Genomic DNA, 25,941 nt, shown 5'->3' with positions numbered 1-25,941 from the left:
GCACGCCGGCACGTTTAAGGTCCCGTATCAGTTTTATGTCGTCGCGTCCTGCCTTTAGACGACCGCGGACCGAAGCTCCACGGGCCGGAGTCGAACCGGCATCTCGACGCCCACGGGCACGGGCCCGTCTGATCCGGCGATAGGCGGCGCATGCTGAGCCTGGAGCGAGAGTCTGAGATTGATCACGGTCTCCACCGGAGTCCGCTTCGTCACGACAAACTTCAGTTTCAGCTTTGCGCTCCTCGCGCACCCCGACGGCTTCGACGGCCGCCGGGGAATCCATGGTCGGTCACCCGAAGAGGTAACCGAAGACGGCGTCACCCACCCTCTGGTCCGTGACGTCCGCGCCGTTGGCCTCCTCGCGGGCGAACTTGACGGCCTGCTGCAGCTTCTCGACCCGGTCGAGCAGTTCGTTGACCCGGCGCGCGGGCAGCGCCCCGGAGAACTTCACGGTCGTCCAGTAGCCGATCGGCACGTCCTCGTAGTACACCTCGACCTGCGCCGGGTGCTTCTCGGTGGCCTCCGCCTTCACGTGGTTGCGGGGCACCTTCTTGGTGCGCAGGGTGCGGACCGGCTCGGTCTTCCACGCGTCGGTGGACGGGTCCTGGGCCCACGCCTCGGAGGCGTCGAGCACCGGCAGCTTGCGGACGAAGGTGTTGACGTCGATGAGCTGCTTCTCCAGGAAGAGCAGGTAGGACACCGGTACGTCGCTCACCAGGACGCGGCCGTCGACCGTGACGTCGGCGCGGGCCGTGCAGTTCGCCCAGTCCTTCGTGGCGGTCACGTCGAAGAGGCGGGTGAGCGTCTTCGCGGTCTCCCGCAGCACGTCCTCGGCCTTGACCTGCACCGGCGTCGACTCGGGCGGCAGCTGCTCGCCCTCCTCGTCCTTCGGCTGGTAGGTCCGGGAGATCCCGGCCAGGAGTCCGACCTTCTGGAGGCCGTGATGTGCCGCCGTCAGGTCCTGGTGTGCCTTGGACTTGACGCCCTTCTCCACTGCGATGATCTGATTGAGTTTCGCCACGTCCAGGAAGCTAGCAGCGCCAACGATCCCTGGGCCAAAGGTTTTTCGGTACGGCCGGTGCCCCTGCGCGCGCCGGTGCACGCCCGCCCGATCGGGTGGAATCCCGGTGACGCCCCGCTTCCGCCGCCCTCGGCCGGGGCCCGCTTGCGACAGTGAGGCCCGCGCTTCCGCGCCTCTCCCGTATCCGGATCGAAGGGCTCCGCCATGCCTCTCCTGTCCCGCACCGCCGCCGCGAGCGAGCCGGCCGGTTCCCCCGACAGTCGCCGTCCGCGCCGCCGGACCGCGCTCGTCGCCGCCACGGCGGGGCTCGCCGTCCTGGCGGTGGGCACTCCCGTCGCGTACGCGACGCTCGGCTCGGGCGCCTCGCCGGAGCCGCGCCCGGCGGTGGCGGGGGCCGTGCTGGGGAAGGACTACATCGAGACCCGGCTGCTCTTCGGCACCGAACGCCCGGACGGCGGGCCGGTGGTGACCGACCGGCAGTTCCTCGCCTTCATCGACGAGGAGGTCACCCCGCGCTTCCCGAACGGGCTGACCATCCAGGACGGCCGGGGTCAGTGGCGCGACTCCCACGGCGTCATCGAGCGCGAGCGCAGCTACGAGCTGACCCTGCTCTACCCGGCCTCCGAGGCCCGGCTGCGCGGCCGCCAGATCGAGCGCATCCGCGACGCGTACGAGAAGGAGTACGCCCAGGACTCGGTGGGGCGGCTGGAGGAGCGGCTGACGGCGGACTTCTGAGTCCGGCTTCCGAGGACCGACTTGCGAGGGCCGGCTTGTGAGAACCGGCTCGACAGGTCCGGCCCAGGCGTTTCACGCGCCGGTCGTACGGGGCCGGGCCAGCACCCTGGCCGCCGCGTGCGCGCCCGCCACGGCGGCCGGGAGGAGCGCCAGTCCGGCCGCCGCCTCGCGGGCGCCGCCGACCGGGATGCCCGCCGCCCGCAGTCGGCGCAGTGCCCAGAGCGAGTACGGGATGACGACGGTCGGCGAGGTGGCCACGCCCGGGGTGTAGCCGCCGTACGCCGCCGACTGCGCGAGGTGCACCACCCCGTGGAGCCCGAATCCGGCCAGGACGGTACGGAAGAAGGGGCTGCGGCCGCCCGTGCGCGCCCCGTCGGCGGCGGCCGCCGCGATGAGCACGCCCATCAGGCCGATGGCCGTGTTCACCTCGCGCTGCGAGAGGTCAGCCCGGTCCCACACCCGGTCGGGCACCCACGGCAGGCGCTCCTTCAGCCTCGGCCGCGCGGTCCGGAGCCAGCCCGCCATGGTGGCGATCTCCTCCAGGTCGTTGGCTGCCCAGGCGGCCAGCAGCCCCCAGGTCACCGCTCCGGAAACCCTGTCGTGGTGCTTCATGGCATCCCCCTGCGTGTTGTGTGCCGACGATCGGCCGCAGCCTATAATGCAACGCAACGTTGCGTTGCACTTTTCCCCGGAGCCGCCATGTCCGCCCCTGCCCCGCACCCCCGCCCCGAGAAGGGGCCCCGCGCCGCCGAGGCGATCTTCGACGCCACGCTGCGGCTGCTCGCCGAGCGCGGGTACGCGGGGCTCACGATCGAGGCCGTCGCCCAGGAGGCGGGGGTCAACAAGACGACGATCTACCGCTGGTGGCCGTCGAAGGCGGCGCTGCTGCGGGCGGCGCTGCTCCGGGCCCGGGTGCTGGACATCGACGTACCCGACACCGGTTCGCTGCGCGGGGACCTGATCGCGCTCACCGAGCAGGTGGCCGCCCTGATCACCGGCGTACGGACGCGGGCGGTCGTGCGGGCCCTGGCCTCGGGGACGGGGCTGGCCGACGACGAACTCGCCGCGCTGGCCCGGGACTTCTTCGCGGACCGGTTCGCTCGCGAGCAGCCGGTGTTCGCCCGGGCCGCCGCACGCGGGGAGCTGCCCCCGGGGGCCGACCCGAAGCTGCTGCTCGACCTGATCGCCGGGGCCGTGTGGGTGCGGGCGGTGCTCAGGAACGAGCCCGTACCGGCCGGATTCGCCGCCGCCGTGGTCGACGCGGTGCTGCCGCCCGGGTACGGCGGCTGAGCAGCGGGCGGGCCCCTCAGCTGCCGCCGGTCAGCTCCAGGAGCGCGCCGACCGGGTCGTGGTCGGGGGCGGCGCGCGGCCACCACTCGTCCTGGCCCGGGTCCGACTCGTAGCCGTACCAGCGGCCGTCGCGGCCGAAGCGGAGCTGGAGGGCGCCGCCGGGGTGCGTGAGGTGGTTGCGCCAGGGCTGGAAGCGGGGGAAGCCGGCGGCGGCGAGGGCCGGGCGGGCACGGTCGAACGGGCCGGCCGGGGGGTCCCACGGGGTCTCCAGGACCGCCAGCCCCTCGGCCTCGCCCTGCCGCCAGGCGGCCACGGCGCGGGCCAGGTCCGTGGTGTTGCGGCCGGTGGCGGAGGCCAGCTCCCGGTAGAGGGCGCGGGTCGTCGCGGTGAGCCCCGCGGTGGGTCCGGCGGCGGCGAGACGGACGGCGTCCTGCCAGGTGGTGAGCCCGGCGAGCGGGTCGTGGCCGGTGGTCAGCAGGGCGTGGGCGCGGGCCGCCGCGTCGGTGGCGAGCTGGTCCAGGGCGAGCGGGTCCCGGGCGCCGGGGAGGACCGGGTAGGCGGGCGGGCGGCCCGGGTGCGGGTCGACGGGGAAGGGCGCGGGCAGCGGGGGCAGGAAGCGGCCGGCCAGCGCCTCTTCGGCGGAGACGGACGGGGTGTCGGGGGCGGGGGGCCGCTCGCGGGCGGAGTGCGCGGCGTTGCGCCGGGCCAGCTCTTCGAGGAGTTCGCGCTCGCCCCGGCCGCGCAGCAGGAGCAGGACGAAGGGGTCGGTGTCCAGCAGGAGGGCCATCTGGTAGCTGAGGGCGGCGACGTGCTTGCAGGGCCGGCCCCGGTCGGGGCAGGTGCAGGCGGGGTCGAGGTCGCCGGGGACGGGCAGCAGGGTCATCCCGGCGTCGGTCGCCGTGTCGGCCAGGGAGTGCGGCATCTCCTTGGCGAGGAGCGCGGCGAGGTGGCCGGGGCGGGCGGCGACCGCGTCGAGCAGGGTGTCCCAGTCGGGGTCGGGGAAGGTGCGCAGCCGCAGCTCCGCGCGGTACGGGCGGGGGCGGCTGCCGTGCACGTACGCGACGACGTGCCCCGGGGTGACGGTGATCGCGGCGACGTGGCCGCCGTCCGCGTAGTCCCGCCCCCGGGCGAGGCGCGGGCCGTCCATCGACAGGGATTCCAGGGCCGCCACCCAGGCCCGGCCCCACCAGCTCTCCGCGAACGGCTCGCCCTCCCCGGAGGTGCGCGCCGGGACGGCCTCGAAGGTGCGCCGCAGGTCGTCGGGGCCGGGGCGGGAGCGGGCGCCGGGGCGGCCGGCGTCCCGGCGGGCGGCGAGCGGTCCGGTGGTGGGGCGGGGGGCGCCGGTGCGGCGGGGGGCGGGGCTCATGACGGCCTCCGGAGGGAGACGAGGTCGGCCAGGTCGCGGTCGCTCAGCTCGGTGAGCGCGCTCTCGCCGCTGCCGAGGACGGCGTCGGCTAGGGCCCGCTTGGCGAGCAGCATCTCGCCGATCCGGTCCTCCACCGTGCCCTCGGCGATCAGCCGGTGCACCTGGACGGGCTGGGTCTGGCCGATGCGGTAGGCCCGGTCCGTGGCCTGCTCCTCGACCGCCGGATTCCACCAGCGGTCGTAGTGGATGACATGGGCGGCCCGGGTGAGGTTGAGCCCGGTGCCCGCCGCCTTGAGGGAGAGCAGGAAGACCGGGACCTCACCGGACTGGAAGCGGTCCACCATCCGTTCCCGCTCGGGCACCGGCGTACCGCCGTGGAGGAGCTGGCAGGGGATCGCGCGGGCGGTCAGATGGGCGGACAGCAGCCGGGCCATCGTCACGTACTGGGTGAAGACCAGCACGGAGCCGTCCTCGGCGAGGATCGTGTCGAGCAGTTCGTCCAGGAGGGCGAGCTTTCCGGAGCGTCCGGTGAGCCGGGCGGCGTCCTCCTTCAGATACTGCGCGGGGTGGTTGCAGATCTGCTTGAGCGAGGCCAGCAGCTTCATGATCAGGCCGCGCCGGGCGATGCCCTCGGACGCCTCGATGTACGCCATGGTCTCGCGCACCGTGGCCTCGTACAGCGTGGCCTGCTCGCGGGTGAGGAAGACGGGGTGGTCGGTCTCCGTCTTGGGCGGCAGCTCGGGCGCGATCCCGGGGTCGGACTTCTTGCGGCGCAGCAGGAACGGCCGCACGAGCCGGGACAGCCGCTCCACCGCCTCGTCGTTGCCGAGTCCCGCCGCCGTGCCGGTGTTCTCCACGATCCGGGCGTGGCGGGCCCGGAACGCCTTGAGCGGGCCGAGCAGTCCGGGCGTGGTCCAGTCGAGCAGCGCCCACAGCTCGGAGAGGTTGTTCTCCACCGGGGTGCCGGTGAGGGCGACGCGCGCCGGGGACGGGATGGTGCGCAGAGCCTTCGCGGTGGACGAGTGCGGGTTCTTGACGTGCTGCGCCTCGTCGGCGACGACCAGGCCCCAGCCGTGGGCGGCCAGCTCGGCGGCGCTGGAGCGCATCGTGCCGTACGTGGTGAGGACGAAGCCCCGGTCCGCCCCGGTGAGGCTGCGGCCGGTGCCGTGGAATCTGCGCACGGGGACGCCGGGGGCGAAGCGGTTGATCTCGCGGTGCCAGTTGCCCAGCAGGGAGGCGGGGCAGATGACGAGTGTGGGCGCGGGGTGGGCGCGGTGGAGGTGGAGGGCGATCAGGGTGATCGTCTTGCCGAGGCCCATGTCGTCGGCGAGGCAGCCGCCGAGGCCGAGGGAGGTCATCCGGTCCAGCCAGGCCAGCCCGCGCAGTTGGTAGTCCCGGAGCGTGGCGTGGAGTCCGGGCGGCGGGGCGAGCGGGGCGTCGTCGGTGAGGAGGCGGGTGCGCAGCTCCGCGAGCGCCCCGGCGGGCACCGCCTCGACCTGCTCGCCGTCCACCTCGGCGCTGCCGGTCAGGGCGACGGCCAGGGCGTCCACCGGGTCGAGCAGGCCCAGCTCCCGTTTGCGGGCCTTGCGGACGAGCGCGGGGTCCACGACGACCCACTGGTCCCGCAGCCGCACCACGGGGCGGTGGGCCTCGGCGAGCACGTCCATCTCGGCCTCGGTGAGCCGCTGGTCGCCGAGCGAGAGCTGCCAGTCGAACGCGAAGAGCTGTTCGGCGTCGAAGAACGCGGTGCCGTCCGTGGCCGTGCCGGGCGCGGGCCTGACCACGGCCGCGGCGGTGAGGGTGCGGGCCAGCTCCCTGGGCCAGTGGACGCTCACCCCGGCGGCGGCGAGGCGGCTCCCGGCGACGCCCAGCAGCTCGTGCAGCTCGTCCTCGCCGAGGGCCAGCACGTCGGGGACCGGCTGGTCCAGGAGCCGTTCGAGCGGGGCCCAGACGCGGGCCGCGCGGCGCAGGGCGAGCGCGGTGTCGACCCGGGCCCGGGGCCCGAACGGCTCGCCCGCCTCTCCGGCCCACAGGGCGGCGGCGTCGACCACGTAGGTGGGGTCGGCGAGGCTGTGCACCTGGGTGACGGCGGCCGCGGCGTGCCGCTCGGGGGTGCGCGCCGTCTCGTCGGGACCGGTCGTGTCGAAGAGCTCGTACGCGGAGAGGTCCAGGCGGAGCGAGACCCGGACTCCGGCGTCCAGGCCCGAGGCGACCTCGACGGCCCAGTCACGGGCACCGGGCAGATGCTGGGGCTCGGCCGCCGCGAAGGGGGCGCCCATGGCGAACGCGGCGGCGGGCGTCCGGGGCAGCGTGTCGGCGACGGCGTCGAGGAAGGCGCCGATCAGCGCCTCGGGGTCGGGCAGCCGGGGCGGGGTCGGGCCGGGCAGCGGGACGGCGTGCCCCTCCCAGGGCAGGGCGGCGGCCACCGCGCGCAGGTGGGCGACGTCCCCGGCGTCGCGCGGGCCCGCCCGCCAGGCGTCGTGGTCGTCGGCCGTCAGCCCGGGGAGCATGCGGCCGCCGACCACCAGGTGCAGCGCGTGGAGGGCGGCGGCGCCCCAGGCGCGGGTGGCCGGGTGGGCGGAGCGCAGGTGGCGGGCGCGGGCGAGCAGGGGCAGGGCGTCGGCGACGGTGAGCAGGAGCGCGGGCACGGCCTGCGGGCGGACCTCTCCCCCGGCGCCGTACGGCCGGACGACCGTGATCTCCTCTCTCCGGGCACCTTCGGTCCCGGGCAGCGGGGCGTCGAGCGGGTCCCAGAAGGCGACGCGGCCGCGGCGCGGCGGCGTACCGGGCAGGAAGACGGCGGCGCAGCGCAGCAGACGGCTGTCGTCCGCGTCCTGCGGCGGCGGTGCGGTGCTCACCGGTCCCTCCCCTCACGCGCTTCGTCCCTGGTCAGCACGGACGGCCCGGACTGATCCCACTGCTCCGCGAGTCTAGGCGGGGGCTCTGACAACGGGCTCCGGCGAGGCCCGGCCGCCGCCGTTCCCGCAGCTCGTACGGGTCGGGCGGCGGCCGGGCAGCGACCGCGCGGAGCGGTCAGTGGTGGGCGTACGGCTTCGAGGAGACGGCCGGACGCGGGTCCGGCGCCTCGGAGTCCGGGGGCCGCGCACTGTCCGAGGCGGACGCACCGGAGTCCGAAGGCAGCTCGCCCTCCGGAGCGGACGCACCGGAGTCCGGGGGCCGCGCACCCTCCGGGGCGGACGCACCGGGACCCGCCGGCTCCACTCGCGCCCCGGCGTCCGGCGTCTGCGCGACCTCGGGGGCGGGCGCCCCCGGCGCCCCCTGCTGGGCCCGTTCCAGGAACCGCAGCAGCTCCACCGGGAACGGCAGCACCAGGGTGGAGTTCTTCTCGGCCGCCACGGCCACCACGGTCTGGAGCAGTCGCAGCTGGAGCGCGGCGGGCTGGGTGGACATCTCCGACGCCGCCTCGGCCAGCTTCTTGGACGCCTGGAGTTCCGCGTCCGCGTTGATGACCCGGGCGCGCCGCTCACGGTCGGCCTCGGCCTGGCGGGCCATGGAGCGTTTCATGGTCTCCGGCAGCGAGACGTCCTTGATCTCGACCCGGTCGATCTGGACGCCCCAGCCGACCGCGGGGCTGTCGATCATCAGCTCCAGGCCCTGGTTCAGCTTCTCGCGGTTGGACAGGAGGTCGTCCAGATCGCTCTTGCCGATGATGGAACGCAAGGACGTCTGCGCCATCTGCGAGACCGCGAAGCGGTAGTCCTCGACCTCCACGACCGCGCTCGCCGGGTCGACGACCTTGAAGTAGATGACGGCGTCCACCCGGACCGTGACGTTGTCCCGGGTGATCCCGTCCTGGGCCGGCACGGGCATGGTCACGATCTGCATGTTGACCTTGCGCAGCCGGTCGACGCCCGGCAGCACCATCGTGAAGCCCGGCGGGCGCACCTCGTCGCGGAGCCGGCCCAGTCTGAGGACCACGCCCCGTTCGTACTGCCTGACGACCCTGGCGGCCGCCGCCAGGTACAGCGCGCCCACCGCCGCTGCCGCGACCACCGCGATCAAGAGGTCCTGGACCATGACGGCCCCCTGCCAGCCGGACATCCCCGGCTCTCGGCCTCGCACCTCATTCGTGCGCTAATACCACGGTATGCCCGGTTCCGCTCGGGGTCGAGCGTCCGCGGGTACGCCGGGTGCGGTCGTGCTCCCCCGCCCGGCCGCTTCCCGGATGCCGGGGCCCGGGGAAGCGGGCAGGGTGAGCGGCACCGGCACGTACACCCGCGGTGTGCGTGGTGACGAGACAGACGAGGATCCGCCCATGCCCGTGATCGACCGCCGACGCCGCCGGCTCGGCATCGCCGCCCAGGCCGTGTTCCTGACCCTCACCGTCGCAGGCTGTTCGGGCCTCGGCCGGACCGCGGTCGGCCCGGTCATCTACACCACCGAGCGGGACGCCGTGGTCGAGGTGAACAGCCCCTCGGTCAAGGGCTGCCACCGGCTCGCCCCGGCGGGCGCGAAGGCGGTGGCCAACGAGACGCTGGTCGACATCGTGCTGTACCGGACGACCGACTGCACCGGCAAGGGCACGACGTACGTCGCCACGACGTTCTCGGACGTCAACGCGCCGAACGCGCGCCCCTGGCGCAGCTTCAGCACCATCCACTGACCGCCCGGGCGGCCGCTACACCGGCACGGCCCGCACCCAGACGCCGTCGTCCGTGAGACAGCGGTCCACCTTCAGCCCGGCCGCGCCCAAGTGCCCTTCGAACTCCTCCTCCGTCAGCGGCCGGGACCGGAAGGTCTGCGTCCACCGGGCGTCGGCGAACTCGTACTCCGCGCGCACCGAGCGCACCCCGTCGCCGACCGGCTCCGAGGAGACGATGCGCACGGTGTGACCGGCGGGGTCGACGCGCTCGCGCGGGAGCCCGCCGTGGTAGTCCGCCCCCTCGCGCTGGAGGAGCACCACGCCCCCGTCGCGTACGTAACGGCGGCAGGTCCGCAGCAGCCCGTCGCGCACCCCGGGGTCGCCCGCGTGGACGAGGAACGAGGCGAGCATGACGACGTCGAAGGTCTCCTCGCCGAGGTCCAGGGACTCGATCGGGGAGCACACCGTCCGCGCGCCGCGCACCCGCTCCAGCATCTGCGGGGACTCGTCCACCGCCGTGATCCGGAAGCCGCGCTCGATCAGCGGATGCGTCACCCGGCCCACCCCGCAGCCCAGTTCCAGGATGTGCGCACCGGCGGGGACGGCCGCCTCGATCACGTCCGGTTCGTCGCCCACGGGCAGCCGGGTGTACAGCTCGACCGCGCAGCCGTCCGGGGTGATCGCGCCCGGCCCGGCCCCTGAGTAACCCTCACGCACCAGTTGTCCGCTCATACCCACCGAACGACCGTACGGGGGCGCTCGTTCCCGCTCCTCACACGGAGCGGCGCGCGACGAGGGCGGCGCTCAGGTGCTGGAGGTCGGCGGGGCGGGCCGGGGAGAGGCCGGTGAGGCGGTCGATGCGGCGGATGCGGTAGTCGACGGTGTTGGGGTGGACGTGCAGCGCCGCCGCCGCGGCCCGGCGGTCGAGGCCGTGTGCGAGGTACGTCTCCAGCGTGTGCAGCAGCTCCGGCTTGGCGTCCAGCGGGCTCAGCAGCCCCGCGAGCCCGCGCAGCGCCTCGCTGGGCCTGCTCAGCTGGTACTCCAGGAGCACATCGGCCAGCCGGTAGAGGCCGGGGGCCCGGCCGGTCCGGGCCACCAGGTCCACGATCTCCCCGTTACGGGCCACCGCCGCGGGCACCCCGTCCGGCGCGGCGGTCTCGGCGGCGGCCGTGACGGGTACCCCCGCCGCCCGGGTCGCCTCGGCGATCAGGTCGCACAGCCCGCCGGGCCCGTCCCACCGCGGCGGCTCCGCGACGGGCAGCAGCACGGTCCCGCCGGACGCGTCCAGGGCGGTCAGCGCGGGCGTCCCGGCGAACCGGTCGAGGGTCGTCCGGATGCGCCGTATCTTCCGCCGGGCGGCCACGCCCGCACCCGCCCCCCGCGCCGGTCCCGCCCCCGTCTCGTCCGGGTGCGGGGCCAGCGCGAGCGTCATCGTCAGATAGCGGGCGGCCGGGCGCAGGCCGGTGCGGCGGGTGAAGCCGTCCAGGTCCTCACCGGTCAGCAGCGCGGCCATCAGGGCGTGCCGGCCGCCGTGCTCCTGGCTGTCCAGGATCTGCCGGGCCTCCAGATAGGCGCCGCTCACCGCGGAGGTCAGCTGCTGCTGGAGGACGAGGATGCGGTCCATGATCTCCAGCACGGCGGGCAGGTCCCCGGGCCCGGCGTCCTGCGCGGTCTCCTCCCAGCACATCGCGACGCCGACCTGGTAGGCGGTGAGGATGGCGTCCAGCGGCACGCCCTCCTCGGCGCGCTGGGCCGCCGAGTCGCGCTGCTGGGCGAGTTCGCCGTCGGTGGCGGCCCTGCGGTGTTCGAGGACGTCCGCGAAGAGCCGCAGATTGTGCTGGACGATGTCCGCGATGTCGCCCGCGATCTCCTCGTGCGGCAGCTCCGCGTAGACCGGGAGGTCACTGAGAAGACGGGCGACCACCCGGGTGGTCAGGGCGGGGACGCGGGCCCGTAACCGTACCGCCACCGGACGTCCGGCGATGGCCAACGGCCGCTGCCCTGCGGCCCGTTCTTTGTCACGCGTCACAAAAGCCCCCGGCGAAGTCTGCGTTACCCACCAGTTAAACGACGGCGTTCGAGTCTGCATGATGACCGGCGACACCCGCCATGCCCCCACTCATAGCGCACCGGAGGTCGTCATGAACTCGTCCCGGAACAAGACGTTCTGTCGTACGGTCAGAGGAGCCGCCACCGCCGCCGCCCTGGCCTCCCTGGCCGTGGGCACCACCGCCTCCGGCGCCTGGGCGGCGAGCGCCGACGACCCCGTGCAGTACGTGGCCCTCGGCGACTCGATGGCCTCGGGCCCGCTCATCCCGGGCATCACCGGACCGCTGGCCTGCGGCCGTTCCACCCACAACTACGCGCACGAGCTGGCGGCGAGCATCGGTGCCTCGCTGCGCGACGTCACGTGCAGCGGGGCGCAGTCCAAGCACATGACGGAGAAGCAGTCGCTGTCGCTGCTCGACGTGCCGATGGGCTCGGCGGCGCCCCAGTTCGACGCGCTGCGCGCCGACACCGACCTGGTGACCCTCACCATCGGCGGCAACGACGCCGGGCTCGTCGGCATCGCGCAGGACTGCATGCAGCTCGACCCGACCGCGACCCCGTGCAAGGAGAAGCTGACCGAGGGCGGGGTCGACCAGGTGGCGCAGCGGATCGACGCCTTCGCGCCGCGCCTCGGAGCCGTACTGGACGGAATCCACCAGCGCTCGCCGCAGGCCAGGGTCCTCGTGACGGGCTACGGGCTCTACATCAAGCCGGGCGGCTGCTGGCCCTTGCAGCCGGTGCTGCCGGTCGACGCGGACTTCCTCCAGGGCAGCGTCAACCGGATGAACGCGGTGATCGCCGAGCAGAGCGCCGCGCACGGCGCCGAGTACATCGACGTCGCCACGCCGAGCAAGGGCCACGACGCCTGCCAGGCCCCGTCCGACAAGTGGGTCGAGGGATACGTGCCGACCGCGTCGGCCGCCCCGCTGCACCCGAACCAGCGGGGCGAGGCCGCCTACGCGCGCATCATCGGCGCCCACCTCCAGGGGAGCTGAGCCGTGCGGCAGCGGATGCTCGCCGGACTGCTCGCGGTGGCGCTCGGCACGGCCGCGCTCCTCGCCCCGCCCGCCCAAGCGGCCCCGGCGGACCCCTCCCCGGCGCGGAGCTGCGACCCGCTGGCACCCGCCGAGTGCCTGCTGCCGTTCCCCAACGACTGGTACACCCGGCCGGACCCGCGCACCGACACGGGCCGCCGGGTGGCCTTCGACGCCTCGGTGCTGCCCCGGCCCGCGACCGGGCAGGCCGTCGACCCGGCCGCCTGGAACCGGTCCGACGGCTTCTCCCCCGGCTCCACACTGATCGCCCAGGTCCCGGGGCTCGACCTGGCCCGGACCGGCGCGGCCCCGCTCACCGACATCGGCCGCTCCCTGGACCGGGACGCGCCCCTCGTCCTGCTCGACACCACGACCGGTGAGCGGTGGCCGTACTGGGCCGAGCCGGACAGCAACGCCACCGACCCCGCGCGCCGGGCCCTGCTGATCCACCCGGCCCGCAACTTCGAGGACGGCCACCACTACGCCGTGGCGCTGCGCCACCTCAAGGACGGGTCGGGCCGTACGATTCCGGCCGCCGCCCCCTTCGCCGCCGTCGCCGGGAAGCGGCTGCCCGCCCACGATCCGCTGCGCGCCCGCCAGGACCGGCTGCGGCCCGCGCTGTCCGCGCTGCGCCGGGCGGGCGTCTCCTCCCAGGGGCTCCACCTCGCCTGGGACTTCACGGTCGCCTCGACGCGCAGCCTCACCGGCGACCTGTTCACGATCCGCGACGACGCGTTCCGCAGGCTCGGCGACCGCTCGCCCGCCTTCACGGTCACCGGGGTCACCGACTTCACCCAGGAGCAGGACGCCCGGATCGCCCGGGAGGTCACCGGCGAGATCACCGTCCCGGGCTATCTGGACGCGCCCGGCGGGCCGCCCGGCGCGGTGCTGAACCGCGACCGGAACGGCACCCCGCGCGCGCTCCCGGGCAGCGCCCAGACCGCCGCGTTCCGCTGCGAGATCCCGCGCGCCGCCTTCCGCAGCCCGTCGCACCCCTCGCTGTACGGGCACGGGCTGCTCGGCTCACGCAACGAGGTCGGCGCGGGCAACGTCCGGGACATGGCCGCCGAGCACGACTTCACGTTCTGCGCGACGGACTGGATCGGCATGGCCAAGGACGACATCCCCGTCGTGGTCGCCGCGCTCGCCGATCCGAGCCTCTTCCCGGCCGTCCCCGAGCGCAGCGAACAGGGCATGCTGAACGCCCTGTTCCTCGGCCGCGCCCTGATCCACGCCCAGGGCCTGACCACCGACCCGGCGTTCCGCACCGCCGACGGGCGCCCGCTCGTGGACACCCGGCACGGACTCGCGTACGACGGGAACAGCCAGGGCGGCATCCTCGGCGGTGCGCTCGTCGCCGCCTCCACCGACATCCGGCGCGGGGTGCTCGGCGTCACCGGCATGAACTACGGCCTGCTGCTCAACCGCAGCGCCGACTTCGCCCCGTTCCAGCAGGTCCTGGACGCCGCCTACCCGGACAAGCTGCACCAGCAACTGGTCCTCCAGCTCTTCCAGATGGTCTGGGACCGGGGCGAGACCGACGCGTACGCCAACCACCTCACCGACCGCCACCAGATCCTGATGCACCTCGCGTACGGCGACCACCAGGTCGCGAACGCGGCGGCCGACGTGGAGGCGCGCACCATCGGCGCCCGGCTGCTCACCCCCGCGCTCGCCCCGGGCCGCAGCCCGGACGCCGTCCCGTACTGGGGCATCCGGCGCATCGGCCCGCACCAACTGCCCTACCGGGGCTCGGCGATGACCGTGTGGGACAGCGGTACGCCCACGCCCCCGGTGACCAACACCCCGCCCGCCGGACCGGCGTACGGGCACGACCCGCACGAAGATCCCCGCAACTCGTCCGCCGCACGTCAGCAGAAGGCCACCTTCCTGACCACCGGCCGGGTCATCAATGTCTGCGGCACCACCCCGTGCACCGCCACCCCGACCTCCTGACGCCTCCCCTGCCCCGCAGGGTCACGACAAGGAGCACCATGCGTACGCACCGCATCGCCGGAGCCGTCCTCGCCACCGCCCTTCTCACCGGTACGGTCATGGCCCCGGCCGCCCTCGCCGCACCGCCCGCGACCGCTTCGGCCGCCGCCGCGCAGTCCGCCGTCCCGTTCACGGCGGCCACCGCCACCCGCACCGCCGACGGCGGCCACACCCTGTCCTGGGCCTCCCCCGCCGGATCGGTGACCGTCACCGCCGTCACCTCGCCCGACGCCACCACCGGCACCGCACTCGGCACCGCCCCCGGCACCGGCTCGCTGACCGTCGCCCCGGGCACGCTCCCGGAGGCCGGGCGCTGGTACTTCCGGCTGGTCCCGGACAGCGGCAGCCCGCTCGTCGTCGCCGACCGCTCGCTCGGCCTGGCCTCCGCCCGCAACTTCCGGGACATCGGCGGCTACCGCACCACGGACGGGCACTGGGTGCGGCCGGGCCTGGTCTACCGCTCCAACAAGCTGAGCGGCCTCACCGACGCCGACCAGCAGCGGCTGGTCTCCCAGAAACTCACGCTCGACGTGGACCTGCGCAACGCCCAGGAGCGCCACGACGACCCGGACCGGCTGCCCGCCGGGGTGCGCTACCAGGTCGCGGACGTCGTCTCGCTCGCCCACGGCATCCGCTTCCACGACTCGGCCCTGATGACCCTGGCGGAGGCCATCGCCGCCGGGCTCTTCTCCGGCTCCTCGGACCTCGGCCAGTCCATCGGCTACCCGTTCATGGTCAACTTCGTGGGCGCGGACTACGCCTTCCACGACCTCGTCACGGCCGTCGCCTCCAACACCTCCGGCGCCACGGTCTTCCACTGCAGCGCGGGCAAGGACCGCACCGGCTGGGGCACGGCCGTCCTGCTCACCCTGCTCGGCGTCCCCCGGGCCACGGTCGAGGCGGACTTCCTGGCCAGCAACCAGTACACCGGCGACCCGAAGGCCGTGGAGCTGAGCTGGCTGCGCGCCGCGTACGCCGAGGTGGACCAGATCTACGGCGACTTCGACACGTACGTACGTGAGGGGCTGAAGCTCGACGGGGCGACCGTGGCGGCGCTGCGGGCGAAGCTGCTGACCGACTGACTCAGCAGCCCGGGTAGCGGTCCTGCGGCCACTCGACGGCGTGCGCGAACTCCAGGCACAGGTCGTCGGCCACCTCGGCGATCACCCCGCGTCCCTCCGTCAGCACCAGCCAGTGCGGAGGGAGGCGGGTGTCGCCGTGGTGGGCGCCCAGCAGGTTGCCGCAGACCGCGCCGGTGGAGTCGCTGTCGCCGGAGTGGTTGACCGAGAGCAGCAGGGCCTCGGCGACCTGGTCCGCGCGGGGCAGGACGAGCGCGCAGTACACCGCGATGGCCAGCGCCTCTTCCGCCACCCAGCCCTGGCCCAGCGACTCCACCTTCTCTGCGCTCGGCCCGCCCCGCGCGGCCAGATCGACGGCCGCGCGCAGGGCGGCGGTGGTCTCCTCGTGGCCCCGGTGCCGGGCGAGCAGGTCCATGGCCCGCAGCACGGCACCGGGCAGCGAGTCGCCCTCCAGGAGGTATCCGACGATCGCCGCGAGCGCCCCGGCCGCCAGGGCGCCGGTGGGGTGGCCGTGGGTGATCTGCGCGCACCGGGCGGCGAGCCCGAAGCCGGTGGCCGGGTCCTCGCCGGTCAGGCCGAAGGGCGCGGACCGCATGACGGTGCCGCAGCCCTTGGAGCCGGTGTTGACCGGGCCGGGCTCACCGACCTGGCCCCTCGGGTCCGGGATGTGGCTTGCGGTGAGGCCGCTCAGGCAGGCGTTCCCGGGGGCCCGCTGGGCGTAGAGCCAGGGCTGCTGCCTGAGCCATCCGTTGCGGACGGGGTGCTCGGCCGGGGCGGCGGGCGGCGCCGGGTGGTTCTGGGTGTCCAGCCAGCGCAGGTACGCGTTCCTGACGATGCCCGTCTCGGCGCCGCCGATGCCCTTGGCCATGGCGCGGGAGTGCGCCCGGATCAGCCCTTCGGCGGTGAACAGCGTCATCTGGGTGTCGTCCGTGATCCGGCCGACGACCCCTTCGTCGTCCGGGGTCATGCCGCGTACGCCCTGCTCGCCGTGCGCGCGCCGGATGCCCGCGAGCGACAGGAATTCGACCGGGTTGCCCAGGGCGTCCCCGATTGCCCCGCCCAGCAGGCACCCGCGCACCTTGGACCTGCGCATCGCGAGGTCCGCCCCTGTCGTCGTACCGGTCACCGTCGGCCCCCGCCCTCTCGCGCCGCACCTGTCCGGCCGTGGGTCCATGCTGGTAGGGAGGCGATGCCATGCGTACCGGCAATGAACCGACGACCGCCCGCAGTCCGCTGCGGATGCGGCTCTGGCTGAGTCTATGGGGCCTGGCCTGGGCCGTCTTCGGGGTGACGGCCTTCGCCGTGAACGGCCGCACCGGCTGGGCCGCCGTCTGCGGGGTGCTGCTCGTCCTGGTCCTGGTGGACCTGTGCGTGGTCGTGCACCGGATGCGCCAGGGCGCGCACTACCAGCCGGGCCGCTCGATCCCGCCGTACGACCCCGACCACGGCCCGCGCGGCGGCAAGGGCCCTCCGCCGGGTGCGCCCTAGCTGTCGAAGCGGGCGGCGCGCAGGTACTCCGGCTTCGGGTCGAGCGCGGCCGCCAGCCGGAAGTGGCGGGTGGCGCGCTCGGGGTGGCCGGAGCGCTCGAAGGTGCGGGCGAGGGCGAAGTGCGCGAAGGCGTTGTCCGGTTCGCGCTCCAGCACCAGCTCGAATTCCAGCTCGGCGGGGCGCAGTTGCGCCGCCGCGAAGAAGGCGCGGGCGCGCAGCAGCCGGGCGGCGGTGTTCTCGGGGTGGGCGGCGATCACCGAGTCGAGCAGCCGCACGGCGCCCCGGGGATCGCGCGCAGCGAGCAGTTGCTCGGCCGCACGGAAGTCGATGACGTCGGTTTCCGGGGTCCTCTCGGGCACGGTGGCATCCTTCCCTGGTCCGTCCCGAGGTGAACACGGGGGCGGCCACGGGTATTCCGGTACGACCTCGTGGCGCGGCCCTGGCTCAGCCCTGCGCCGCCGCCCGGCGGCTCAGCTCCGCCCAGACCTCGCGGACCCGGGCCACCAGCCCCTCCACCGGTCCGTCGTTGTCGATGACCAGGTCGGCGACGGCCCGCCGCTGCTCGCGGGTGGCCTGGGCGGCCATCCGGGCGCGGGCGTCCGCCTCGGTCATGCCGCGCAGCCGGACGAGCCGGTCGAGCTGGGTCTCCGGGGCGGCGTCGACCACGATGACCAGGTCGTAGAGAGGGGCGAGGCCGTTCTCGGTGAGGAGGGGGACGTCGTGGACGACCACGGAGTCCGGTCCGGCGGCCTTCTCCAGTTCGGCGGAGCGGTCGCGGACCAGGGGGTGGACGATCGCGTTGAGCGCGGCGAGGCGGTCCGGGTCGGCGAAGACGATCGCGCCGAGCGCGGGCCGGTCCAGGGTGCCGTCCGGGGCCAGGATGCCGGGGCCGAACTCCTCGGCCACGGCGGCGAGTCCGGGGGTGCCGGGCTCGACCACCTCACGGGCGATGCGGTCCGAGTCGATCAGGACGGCCCCGTGCCCGACGAGCAGCCGCGACACTTCGCTCTTACCGGCTCCGATGCCCCCGGTCAGGCCCACTCTCAGCATGCCCGGCAGCCTAATGCCCGCTGCCCGTGACCCCGGCAGGCGGGGCCACGGGCAGCGGGCACGAGGACGGGGCGGCGCTCAGACGTCGCCCTCGCGCTCGGCGAGGAACTTCTCGAATTCGAGGCCGATCTCGTCGGCCGACGGCAGGTCCGCCGGTTCGGCGACCAGGTTGCCCCGGGTCTCCGCGCCCGCGACCGCGTCGTACTGGTGCTCAAGTCCCTCGACCAGCGAGACCAGTTCCTCGTCGCCCTGGCCGATCTGGCGGTCGATCTCCGTCTGGGTGCGGTGCGCCTCGGTGCGCAGGGCGTGGGCGACGGACGGCAGGACCAGGCCGGTCGCGGCCGTGATCGCCTCCAGCGCGGTGAGCGCCGCGTCCGGGTAGGCGGAGCGGGCGACGTAGTGCGGGACGTGGGCGGCGACGCCGAGCACGTCGTGGCCCGCTTCCATCAGGCGGTACTCGACCAGCGCCTCGGCGGAGCCGGGGACCTGCGCCTCCTCGAAGGGGCTGCGGTGGCCGGGCGTGAGGTCGGTGCGGTTGCCGTGCGGGGTGATGCCGACGGGGCGGGTGTGCGGGACGCCCATCGGGATGCCGTGGAAGTTGACCGCGAGGCGGACGCCCAGACGCTCGACCACCTCCTCGACGGCGGCGGCGAACCTCTCCCACTCCACGTCGGGTTCGGGTCCGGACAGCAGCAGGAACGGCGCGCCCGTGGCGTCCTGGACGACGCGGACCTCCAGGGCGGGCGTCTCGTACGCCGCCCAGCGGTCGCGCTTGAACGTCAGCAGCGGACGCCGCGCGCGGTAGTCGATCAGGCGGTCGTGGTCGAAGCGGGCCACGACCTGGTGCGGCAGCGATTCGAGCAGGCCGTCCACGATCTGCTCGCCGGTCTCACCCGCGTCGATGTAGCCCTCGAAGTGGTAGAGCATGACCAGGCCGGCCGACTCCTGGGCGAGCGCCATGTCGACCACAGCCAGGCCCTTCGGCTCCCATTCGTACAAACTCTGCGGATCAGGCACGGTTACCGCTCCTCCTTGTGTTCCTGGAGAAGAACGCCCCGGGGTACCCCGGTCATTCCCCGTACGCGCTCTTTCACGCCGGAAACACGTGAGGCCCGCTCCCCGAAGGGAGCGGGCCTCACGGTCACTTACCTACCGCAGCCGATGACCGGCCGGAGGGACAGAGCGTCAGCTCTGGCCGCCCGCCAGCTTCTCGCGGAGCGCGGCGAGGGCCTCGTCCGACGCCAGGGCGCCGGAGTTGTCCGCGGACTCCGAGGAGTAGGAGCCGCCGCCGCTGCCGCCCGAGGCAGCCGGGGCGTTGCCGGCGGGGGCGGCAGCGCCCTCGGCGGCAGCGGCCTCGTCGGCCTCGCGGGACTTGATGACCTGGGCCTGGTGCTGCTCGAAGCGCTGCTGCGCCTCGGCGTACTGGGTCTCCCAGACCTCGCGCTGAGCCTCGAAGCCCTCGAGCCAGTCGTTGGTCTCGGGGTCGAAGCCCTCGGGGTAGATGTAGTTGCCCTGGTCGTCGTAGGACGCGGCCATGCCGTACAGGGTCGGGTCGAACTCGACCGAGGCCGGGTCGCCGCCGAACGCCTCGTTGGCCTGCTTCAGCGAGAGGCTGATGCGACGGCGCTCGAGGTCGATGTCGATGACCTTGACGAAGATCTCGTCGTTGACCTGGACGACCTGCTCCGGGATCTCCACGTGGCGCTCGGCCAGCTCGGAGATGTGGACCAGGCCCTCGATGCCCTCGTCCACGCGGACGAACGCACCGAACGGAACGAGCTTGGTGACCTTACCGGGGACGACCTGCCCGATCTGGTGCGTACGGGCGAACTGCTGCCACGGGTCTTCCTGCGTCGCCTTGAGCGACAGCGAGACGCGCTCGCGGTCCATGTCGACGTCGAGGACCTCGACGGTGACCTCCTGGCCGACCTCGACAACCTCGGAGGGGTGGTCGATGTGCTTCCAGGACAGCTCGGAGACGTGCACCAGACCGTCGACGCCGCCCAGGTCCACGAAGGCACCGAAGTTGACGATCGAGGAGACGACGCCGGAGCGGACCTGACCCTTCTGGAGGGTCGTGAGGAACGTCTGGCGGACCTCGGACTGGGTCTGCTCGAGCCAGGCACGGCGGGACAGGACCACGTTGTTGCGGTTCTTGTCCAGCTCGATGATCTTGGCCTCGAGCTCCTTGCCCACGTACGGCTGGAGGTCGCGGACACGACGCATCTCGACGAGCGACGCCGGGAGGAAGCCACGGAGGCCGATGTCGAGGATGAGACCACCCTTGACGACCTCGATGACGGTACCGGTGACGATGCCGTCCTCTTCCTTGATCTTCTCGATGGTGCCCCAGGCACGCTCGTACTGAGCGCGCTTCTTCGAGAGGATCAGGCGGCCTTCCTTGTCCTCCTTCTGGAGAACCAGGGCCTCGATCTCGTCACCGACCTTGACGACCTCGTTCGGGTCGACGTCGTGCTTGATCGAGAGCTCGCGGCTCGGGATGACACCTTCGGTCTTGTAACCGATGTCGAGGAGAACCTCGTCCCGGTCAACCTTGACGATGACACCGTCAACGATGTCGCCGTCGTTGAAGTACTTGATCGTCTCGTCGATCGCCGCGAGGAACGCGTCCGCGTCGCCGATGTCGTTGACCGCAACCTGCGGAGTGGTGGCGGTGGTCTCGGTGCTGCTCGTCATGTGGGAAAGGGCTCCGGTACGGACAGTGAGTCGTAGGTACTGCTACGCCGAAAGCCCGTATCGCCTCTGCCTAAGCCGGACAGCCCGGGAAGCGCCAATTCCGTGACCGGAAGGCGCCTCGTGAACCGAGGGGACTAGCAACAGATGCGAGCGCGGCCTGCTAGGTCTGAGGAGCGCAGGCTCGCAGCGCAACTTGTAGCATACGGGGGCAGCAGGGCACGGTCAATGCGCGAAGGCGGACACCAGGGGCGGAAAGCCCCATATCCGGCACAACTCGGGTTCACCGAGGCCAGATCGTGTCCGGCAACGTCCGGACACACCGGTGCAGCGCTGCGCAGGCCCCCTTGGTACGTACCGCGTACGACGGGGTGAAGGCAAACTACAACGACGGACACGATGAGCCAAGAGATGTACGCCGCCGAACCCGAGGCGACCCGCCGCAGCGCCGGGACCGCCGAGAGCAGCCGGGCCAGCCGGGGCTGGTGGGACCGCAACGCCGACGAGTACCAGAGCGACCACGGCGCCTTCCTCGGCGACGACCGCTTCGTCTGGGGTCCCGAGGGCCTGGACGAGGAGACGGCCGGGCTGCTGGGCCCCGCCACCGCGCTGAAGGGGCTCGACGTCCTGGAGATCGGCGCCGGCGCGGCGCAGTGCTCCCGCTGGCTGGCCGCGCAGGGCGCCCGCCCCGTCGCCCTGGACCTCTCCCACCGCCAGCTCCAGCACGCCCTGCGCATCGGCGAGGACGTCCCGCTGGTCGAGGCGGACGCCGGGCGGCTGCCGTTCCGCGACGCCTCCTTCGACCTGGCCTGCTCGGCCTACGGCGCGGTGCCCTTCGTCGCCGACCCGGTCCAGGTCTTCCGCGAGGTCCGCCGGGTGCTGCGCCCCGGCGGTCGCTGGGTCTTCTCCGTGACGCACCCCGTCCGCTGGGCCTTCCCGGACGAGCCGGGCCCCGAGGGCCTGTCGGTGGCGGCCTCCTACTTCGACCGCACCCCCTACGTCGAGCAGGACGAGCAGGGCAACGCGGTCTACGTCGAGCACCACCGCACGCTGGGCGACCGGATCCGGGACGTGGTCGCGGGCGGCTTCCGGCTGGTGGACCTGGTCGAGCCGGAGTGGCCCTCCTGGAACGACCAGGAGTGGGGCGGCTGGTCCCCGCTGCGCGGCAACCTGATCCCGGGTACCGCGATCTTCGTCTGCGTACGGGACTGAGCCACCGGCCGGTTCGGGGCGCGGGCGCCCTCCGTACGAGACTGGGGGCGTGATCCGCACCGACGCCCTCGACCGGCTGCCCGTCCGCACCGCCGTCCCCGCCCTCCGGCAGGCGCTGGACGACCACGGGACCGCGGTGCTCTGCGCACCCCCCGGCACCGGCAAGACCACCCTCGTCCCGCTCGCCCTGGCCGGGCTGACCGGGGAGGGCCCGGTGCGCCGGGTCGTCGTCGCCGAGCCGCGCCGGATCGCCGCCCGCGCGGCGGCCCGGCGCATGGCGTGGCTGCTCGGCGAGCGGACCGGAGAACGCGTCGGGTTCACCGTGCGCGGCGAGCGGGTGGTGGGCCCGGACACCGTGGTGGAGGTCGTCACCACCGGCGTGCTGCTCCAGCGGTTGCAGCGCGACCAGGAGCTGGCCGGGGTGGACGCGGTGATCATCGACGAGTGCCACGAGCGCCATCTCGACGCGGACACGGTGGCGGCGTTCCTGCTGGACGTGCGCGCCGCGATCCGCCCGGACCTGCGCCTGGTGGCGGCGTCCGCGACGACGGACGCGGAGGGCTGGGCGCGGCTGCTCGGGGACGCCCCGGTGGTCGAGGCGCAGGGCGTGTCGCACCCGGTGGACGTGGTGTGGGCCCCGCCGTCGGTGCCGGTGCGGCCGCCGCACGGGATGCGGGTCGATCCGGCGCTGCTGAGCCATGTCGCCTCGGTGGTGCGGCGGGCGCTCGCCGAGCGGGACGGCGACGTGCTGTGCTTCCTGCCCGGCGTCGGCGAGATCGGCCGGGTGGCCGGGCAACTCGCGGGCGTGGAAGCCGAGGTGCTCCAGGTGCACGGGCGGGCCCCGGCGGCCGTGCAGGACGCGGTGCTGGCCGGGTCCTCGGAGGGGCGCCGGGTGGTCCTGGCGACCTCGGTGGCGGAGTCGTCGCTGACGGTCCCCGGGGTGCGGACGGTGGTCGACTCGGGGCTCGCCCGGGAGCCGCGCACCGATCACGCCCGGGGGCTGAGCGCGCTGGCCACCGTACGGGCGTCGCAGGCGGCGGGCCGGCAGCGCGCGGGCCGGGCGGGGCGCGAGGCGCCGGGGACGGTGTACCGCTGCTGGGACCGGGCCGAGGACGGCCGGCTCGCCCGGTTCCCCGCCCCCGAGATCAGGGTGGCCGATCTGACGGCGTTCGCCCTCCAGGCGGCCTGCTGGGGTGATCCGGACGCGACCGGGCTCGCGCTGCTCGACGCGCCGCCGGAGGGGGCGATGGCCGCCGCGCGCGAGGTCCTCGGCGCGGTCGGCGCGGTGGGGCCGGACGGCCGGGTCACCGAGCGGGGCGTGCGGATGTCCCGGCTCGGGCTGCACCCCCGGCTGGCCCGGGCGCTGCTGGACGGGGCGGCCGAGGTGGGCGGGCGCCGGGCCGCCGAGGTGGTGGCGCTGCTGAGCGAGGAACCGCCGCGCGCCTACGGGGACGATCTGGCGGCCGCGCTGCGCACCGCGCGCCGGGGCCAGGACGCCTACGCGGGGCGCTGGCGCCAGGAGGTGCGGCGCCTGTCGTCCGCGCTGAAGGGCGACGGAGGTTCCGGCCGGAGCGTCGCGGACGACGCGGCGGTGGGGCTGGTCGCGGCCCTGGCGTTCCCGGAGCGGGTGGCGCGGGCGCGGGGCGGCGGGGCGTTCCTGATGGCGTCGGGCACGGGCGCGGAACCGGGCGAGGGCTCCGGGCTGCGCGGGGCGCCCTGGCTGGCCGTGGCGGTCGCGGACCGGCCCGCGCACGCGGCGTCGGCCCGGGTGCGCCTGGCGGCCGTCATCGACGAGGACACCGCGCTCCTGGCGGCGGGGCCGCTGCGGTTCGCGGGCGAGGAGGTCCGCTGGGACGGCCGGGACGTGGTGGCCCGCCGGGTGGAGCGGCTGGGGGCGGTCGAGCTGGCCGCGCGCCCGCTGAAGCAGCCCGATCCGGCGCTGGTCCGCGAGGCCCTGGTCGAGGGGCTGCGGCGGGAGGGCCCGGGGCTGCTGCGGTGGAGCCGGGACGCGGGGCAGCTGCGGGAGCGGCTGGCCTTCCTGCACCGGGTGCTGGGCGAGCCGTGGCCGGACGTGTCGGACGGGGCGCTGCTCGCGGACCCGGGGGCCTGGCTGGAGCCCGAGCTGTCCCGGGCGCGGCGGCGCTCGGACCTGGCCGCGATCGACGCGGGGCAGGCGCTGCGGAGGCTGCTGCCGTGGGCGACGGGCGAGGCGGTCCGGCTGGACGCGCTGGCGCCGGAGCGGATCGAGGTGCCGAGCGGTTCGCGGATCCGGGTGGAGTACGGCGGGGACCAGCCGGTGCTCGCGGTGAAGCTCCAGGAGCTGTTCGGGCTCCAGGAGACCCCGGAGGTGGCGGGTGTTCCGGTCCTGGTGCACCTGCTCTCCCCCGCCGGGCGGCCGGCGGCGGTGACGGCGGACCTGGCGTCGTTCTGGCGCGACGGCTACAAGGCGGTCCGGGCGGAACTGCGCGGCCGCTATCCGAAGCACCCGTGGCCGGAGGACCCGACGACGATGGAGGCGACCCGCTTCACGAAGGCGCGGCTGAAGCGGGAGTGAGCACGCCGCAGCCCCTCCGCCGGGCGGAGGGGCTGCGGCGTGGTGTCAGGAGGCGGCGGAGGCCGTGCGCTCCTCAACGGTCAGGTCGATGGTGACCGTGGCGCCGCCCTCGGTGGTGAGGCGCAGCTTGTACGTGCCGGCCGGGCCGTCCGCGTAGAACTTCGGGAGCTTCAGGCTGCCGTCGGCGGCCGTGGTGAGCTCGATGGTGCGGACGGGGTTGCCGTCGTCGTCCGTGCAGTACGGGCCCTTGTCGTTGACGGCCGGGTCGTCACCGTCGGTGATCATGGTGGCGGTGACGGCGACCTTGCCCGCGGCCTTGCCCTTGTAGGTGGCGGCGACGGTGATGTCGTCGAAGGTCTCACCGGCGACGGCGGTCAGTTCGGTGGTGCCGGTCCTGGCGATGGCGTCGGCCTGACGGGCGGTGACGGTCGCCTTGAAGGTGGTGGCGACCGAGGTGCCCTTCACGGTGGCCCGCACGGTGAACTCGCCGGTCTTCTCGCCCGCGCGGAGCACCGGCGAGGACGCCTTGCCGTCGGCCCCGGTGTCGAGCGTGACCGCCTTGAAGCCGCCGTCGAACGCGGCGTCGGTGTCACCGACGACGGTGAAGGTCACCTGCGCCTTGGCGACCGGCTTGCCGAGGGCGTCGTGCGCCCGCACCTTGACGGTCCCGTCGAACTTCTCGCCGGCGGTGGCGGTCAGCGTGCCGGTGCCGTCGTTCTGAAGCGCCGTCACCTTCTGGGACGGGGTGGGCGCCGGGGTCGGGGTGTGCGTCGGGGGCTTCGGCTTCGAGGGCTCGGGGCTGGGCTCCGACGGCTCGGTGGGCTTCGTGGGCTTGGTGGACGTGCCCGGCTTCGGCGTGTCGGACGGCGAGGGCGTCGGGGACGGGGTGCTCGACGGGCCGCCGTCCGGCCGGCCGGGGCCGGGGTTGCGGCTGGTGGGGCCGGTCGGGAGGACGCCGGTGCCGTCGGGGACCTCGTGCGTGCCGCGGTTGTAGTACGTGAACCAGGAGCGGACCGTACGCAGGTACACGTCGGAGTGGTTGTAGCTCAGGACCGCCCGGTCCAGGTCTGCGGCGGTCGACAGGTCGCGGTCGCCGGCGCAGAGGTAGCGCCCGGCGGCGAGCGCGGCGTCGTAGACGTTGTTGGGGTCCTTGCGGCCGTCGCCGTTGCCGTCCTGGCCCCAGGTCGCCCAGGTGGACGGGATGAACTGCATCGGGCCGACCGCCCGGTCGTGCGTCCGGTCCCCGTCGTAGGCGCCGTTGTCGGTGTCCTTGATCAGGGCGAAGCCGTTGCCGTCGAGGGCGGGGCCGAGGATCGGGGAGAGCGTGGTGCCCTGCGCGTCGACCCGGCCGCCCCTGGCCTGCCCGGACTCGACCTTGCCGATCGCGGCGAGCAGCTGCCACGGCAGCCGGCAGGCCGCGTCCGTGCCCGCGACGGTCCGCTCGGCCTTCTTGTACGCCGCCAGGACGGAGGCGGGTATGCCGGACTCGGCGGGGCCGGTCACCGGCAGGTCGGCCGAACTGCCCGGCTTGTCCGGGGTGTTCAGCGGCGGCAGGTCCGTGTAGTACGGCGAGTCGCCGGAGACGCCGCCGCCCTGGTCCGCGGGGGTCGAGGAGCCCGCGGCCGGCTGGTCGCCGTCCGCCGCGACGACCGGGGACGGGGCGCCGGGGGCCTGCGAGGCGGAGAGCGCCGCCACGGCCACGGCAGCCACGGCGGTGGTGGCCGCTCCTCTGTACAGTCGGCGACCGAATTGCGCTGCCATGGTGTGTGGG

General features: G+C 74.2%; 22 protein-coding genes. 9 read left to right on the top strand and 13 right to left on the bottom strand.

Features of this window, described 5'->3' with window-relative positions:
- Nucleotides 1-289: 289 nt before the first annotated feature.
- Nucleotides 290-1,021, bottom strand: coding sequence for a DUF7873 family protein (locus AMK18_RS25865; protein WP_018104576.1), 732 nt, complete (start codon nt 1,019-1,021; stop codon nt 290-292).
- 204 nt (nt 1,022-1,225) lie between these two features.
- On the opposite strand from AMK18_RS25865, the gene AMK18_RS25860 reads away from it, so the two are divergent.
- Entirely contained in the window at nt 1,226-1,756 is a 531-nt protein-coding gene (locus AMK18_RS25860; RefSeq protein WP_073864681.1) for a DUF3574 domain-containing protein, read from the top strand.
- Nucleotides 1,757-1,828: 72 nt separating this feature from the next.
- On the opposite strand, the gene AMK18_RS25855 is transcribed toward AMK18_RS25860, so the two are convergent.
- A complete protein-coding gene (locus AMK18_RS25855) occupies nt 1,829-2,338 on the bottom strand; it encodes an HXXEE domain-containing protein (RefSeq protein WP_018104574.1) in 510 nt (169 codons plus the stop codon).
- Nucleotides 2,339-2,455: 117 nt separating this feature from the next.
- Here AMK18_RS25855 and AMK18_RS25850 point away from each other — a divergent pair, with 117 nt between their 5' ends.
- A complete protein-coding gene (locus tag AMK18_RS25850; protein ID WP_073864680.1) occupies nt 2,456-3,046 on the top strand; it encodes a TetR/AcrR family transcriptional regulator in 591 nt (196 codons plus the stop codon).
- A 16-nt stretch (nt 3,047-3,062) separates the two neighbouring features.
- On the opposite strand, the gene AMK18_RS25845 is transcribed toward AMK18_RS25850, so the two are convergent.
- The 3 genes from AMK18_RS25845 to AMK18_RS25835 form a co-directional block, all read right to left on the bottom strand.
- Nucleotides 3,063-4,412, bottom strand: coding sequence for an SWIM zinc finger family protein (locus AMK18_RS25845; RefSeq protein ID WP_073864679.1), 1,350 nt, complete (start codon nt 4,410-4,412; stop codon nt 3,063-3,065).
- The gene (locus AMK18_RS25840; RefSeq protein ID WP_073864678.1) at nt 4,409-7,270 is read right to left on the bottom strand and encodes a DEAD/DEAH box helicase; all 2,862 of its coding nucleotides are present in this window, start codon (nt 7,268-7,270) and stop codon (nt 4,409-4,411) included. Before AMK18_RS25840 ends, AMK18_RS25845 begins: the two co-directional genes overlap by 4 nt.
- A gap of 175 nt (nt 7,271-7,445) precedes the next feature.
- Complete coding sequence (locus AMK18_RS25835) at nt 7,446-8,450, bottom strand: slipin family protein (RefSeq protein WP_073864789.1); 1,005 nt, start codon at nt 8,448-8,450, stop codon at nt 7,446-7,448.
- 238 nt (nt 8,451-8,688) lie between these two features.
- On the opposite strand from AMK18_RS25835, the gene AMK18_RS25830 reads away from it, so the two are divergent.
- Entirely contained in the window at nt 8,689-9,036 is a 348-nt protein-coding gene (locus tag AMK18_RS25830) for a hypothetical protein (protein ID WP_026171718.1), read from the top strand.
- Nucleotides 9,037-9,051: 15 nt separating this feature from the next.
- Here the strand turns inward: AMK18_RS25830 and AMK18_RS25825 are convergent, their stop codons facing one another.
- Both AMK18_RS25825 and AMK18_RS25820 read right to left on the bottom strand, forming a co-directional pair.
- Nucleotides 9,052-9,747, bottom strand: a complete 696-nt coding sequence (locus AMK18_RS25825; RefSeq protein ID WP_073864677.1) for a class I SAM-dependent methyltransferase — start codon at nt 9,745-9,747, stop codon at nt 9,052-9,054.
- 40 nt (nt 9,748-9,787) lie between these two features.
- The gene (locus tag AMK18_RS25820; protein WP_018104567.1) at nt 9,788-11,005 is read right to left on the bottom strand and encodes a PucR family transcriptional regulator; all 1,218 of its coding nucleotides are present in this window, start codon (nt 11,003-11,005) and stop codon (nt 9,788-9,790) included.
- 151 nt (nt 11,006-11,156) lie between these two features.
- Between AMK18_RS25820 and AMK18_RS25815 the strand changes: the two genes are divergently transcribed.
- Genes AMK18_RS25815 through AMK18_RS25805 form a run of 3 tightly spaced genes read left to right on the top strand, consistent with a single transcriptional unit; the run spans nt 11,157 to nt 15,175 of the window.
- On the top strand, nt 11,157-12,059 hold the full coding sequence (locus AMK18_RS25815; RefSeq protein ID WP_018104566.1) for an SGNH/GDSL hydrolase family protein: 903 nt from the start codon (nt 11,157-11,159) through the stop codon (nt 12,057-12,059).
- Nucleotides 12,060-12,062: 3 nt separating this feature from the next.
- Nucleotides 12,063-14,054 (top strand): hypothetical protein, encoded by a 1,992-nt coding sequence (locus AMK18_RS25810; RefSeq protein WP_073864676.1) that lies wholly within the window; start codon nt 12,063-12,065, stop codon nt 14,052-14,054.
- A gap of 38 nt (nt 14,055-14,092) precedes the next feature.
- Entirely contained in the window at nt 14,093-15,175 is a 1,083-nt protein-coding gene (locus tag AMK18_RS25805; protein WP_073864675.1) for a tyrosine-protein phosphatase, read from the top strand.
- A 1-nt stretch (nt 15,176) separates the two neighbouring features.
- On the opposite strand, the gene AMK18_RS25800 is transcribed toward AMK18_RS25805, so the two are convergent.
- On the bottom strand, nt 15,177-16,265 hold the full coding sequence (locus AMK18_RS25800; RefSeq protein WP_073864674.1) for an ADP-ribosylglycohydrolase family protein: 1,089 nt from the start codon (nt 16,263-16,265) through the stop codon (nt 15,177-15,179).
- Nucleotides 16,266-16,366: 101 nt separating this feature from the next.
- Between AMK18_RS25800 and AMK18_RS25795 the strand changes: the two genes are divergently transcribed.
- Nucleotides 16,367-16,660: a DUF6343 family protein gene (locus AMK18_RS25795; RefSeq protein ID WP_073864673.1), complete on the top strand. Its 294-nt coding sequence runs from the start codon at nt 16,367-16,369 to the stop codon at nt 16,658-16,660.
- Here AMK18_RS25795 and AMK18_RS25790 read toward each other — a convergent pair.
- The 4 genes from AMK18_RS25790 to rpsA all read right to left on the bottom strand — a co-directional run bounded on the left by AMK18_RS25790 (nt 16,657) and on the right by rpsA (nt 20,407).
- Nucleotides 16,657-17,019, bottom strand: coding sequence for a tetratricopeptide repeat protein (locus tag AMK18_RS25790; RefSeq protein WP_018104561.1), 363 nt, complete (start codon nt 17,017-17,019; stop codon nt 16,657-16,659). The genes AMK18_RS25795 and AMK18_RS25790 overlap by 4 nt on opposite strands.
- Nucleotides 17,020-17,104: 85 nt before the next feature.
- Complete coding sequence (coaE, locus tag AMK18_RS25785; RefSeq protein ID WP_073864672.1) at nt 17,105-17,710, bottom strand: dephospho-CoA kinase; 606 nt, start codon at nt 17,708-17,710, stop codon at nt 17,105-17,107.
- A gap of 78 nt (nt 17,711-17,788) precedes the next feature.
- Nucleotides 17,789-18,727: a PAC2 family protein gene (locus AMK18_RS25780; RefSeq protein WP_073864671.1), complete on the bottom strand. Its 939-nt coding sequence runs from the start codon at nt 18,725-18,727 to the stop codon at nt 17,789-17,791.
- 168 nt (nt 18,728-18,895) lie between these two features.
- Nucleotides 18,896-20,407: a 30S ribosomal protein S1 gene (rpsA, locus tag AMK18_RS25775; protein WP_018104558.1), complete on the bottom strand. Its 1,512-nt coding sequence runs from the start codon at nt 20,405-20,407 to the stop codon at nt 18,896-18,898.
- 396 nt (nt 20,408-20,803) lie between these two features.
- Here rpsA and AMK18_RS25770 point away from each other — a divergent pair, with 396 nt between their 5' ends.
- Both AMK18_RS25770 and hrpB read left to right on the top strand, forming a co-directional pair.
- The gene (locus tag AMK18_RS25770) at nt 20,804-21,616 is read left to right on the top strand and encodes a class I SAM-dependent methyltransferase (RefSeq protein ID WP_037786287.1); all 813 of its coding nucleotides are present in this window, start codon (nt 20,804-20,806) and stop codon (nt 21,614-21,616) included.
- 49 nt (nt 21,617-21,665) lie between these two features.
- The gene (gene hrpB, locus AMK18_RS25765) at nt 21,666-24,170 is read left to right on the top strand and encodes an ATP-dependent helicase HrpB (RefSeq protein WP_073864670.1); all 2,505 of its coding nucleotides are present in this window, start codon (nt 21,666-21,668) and stop codon (nt 24,168-24,170) included.
- Nucleotides 24,171-24,215: 45 nt separating this feature from the next.
- On the opposite strand, the gene AMK18_RS25760 is transcribed toward hrpB, so the two are convergent.
- A complete protein-coding gene (locus AMK18_RS25760; protein WP_073864669.1) occupies nt 24,216-25,931 on the bottom strand; it encodes a lytic transglycosylase domain-containing protein in 1,716 nt (571 codons plus the stop codon).
- Nucleotides 25,932-25,941 lie beyond the last annotated feature (10 nt).

It is taken from the genome of Streptomyces sp. CB01249 (assembly GCF_001905735.1).
In the GTDB taxonomy this organism is placed as follows: Bacteria; Actinomycetota; Actinomycetes; order Streptomycetales; family Streptomycetaceae; genus Streptomyces.
This window is presented reverse-complemented; position numbering and strand designations above follow the sequence as displayed.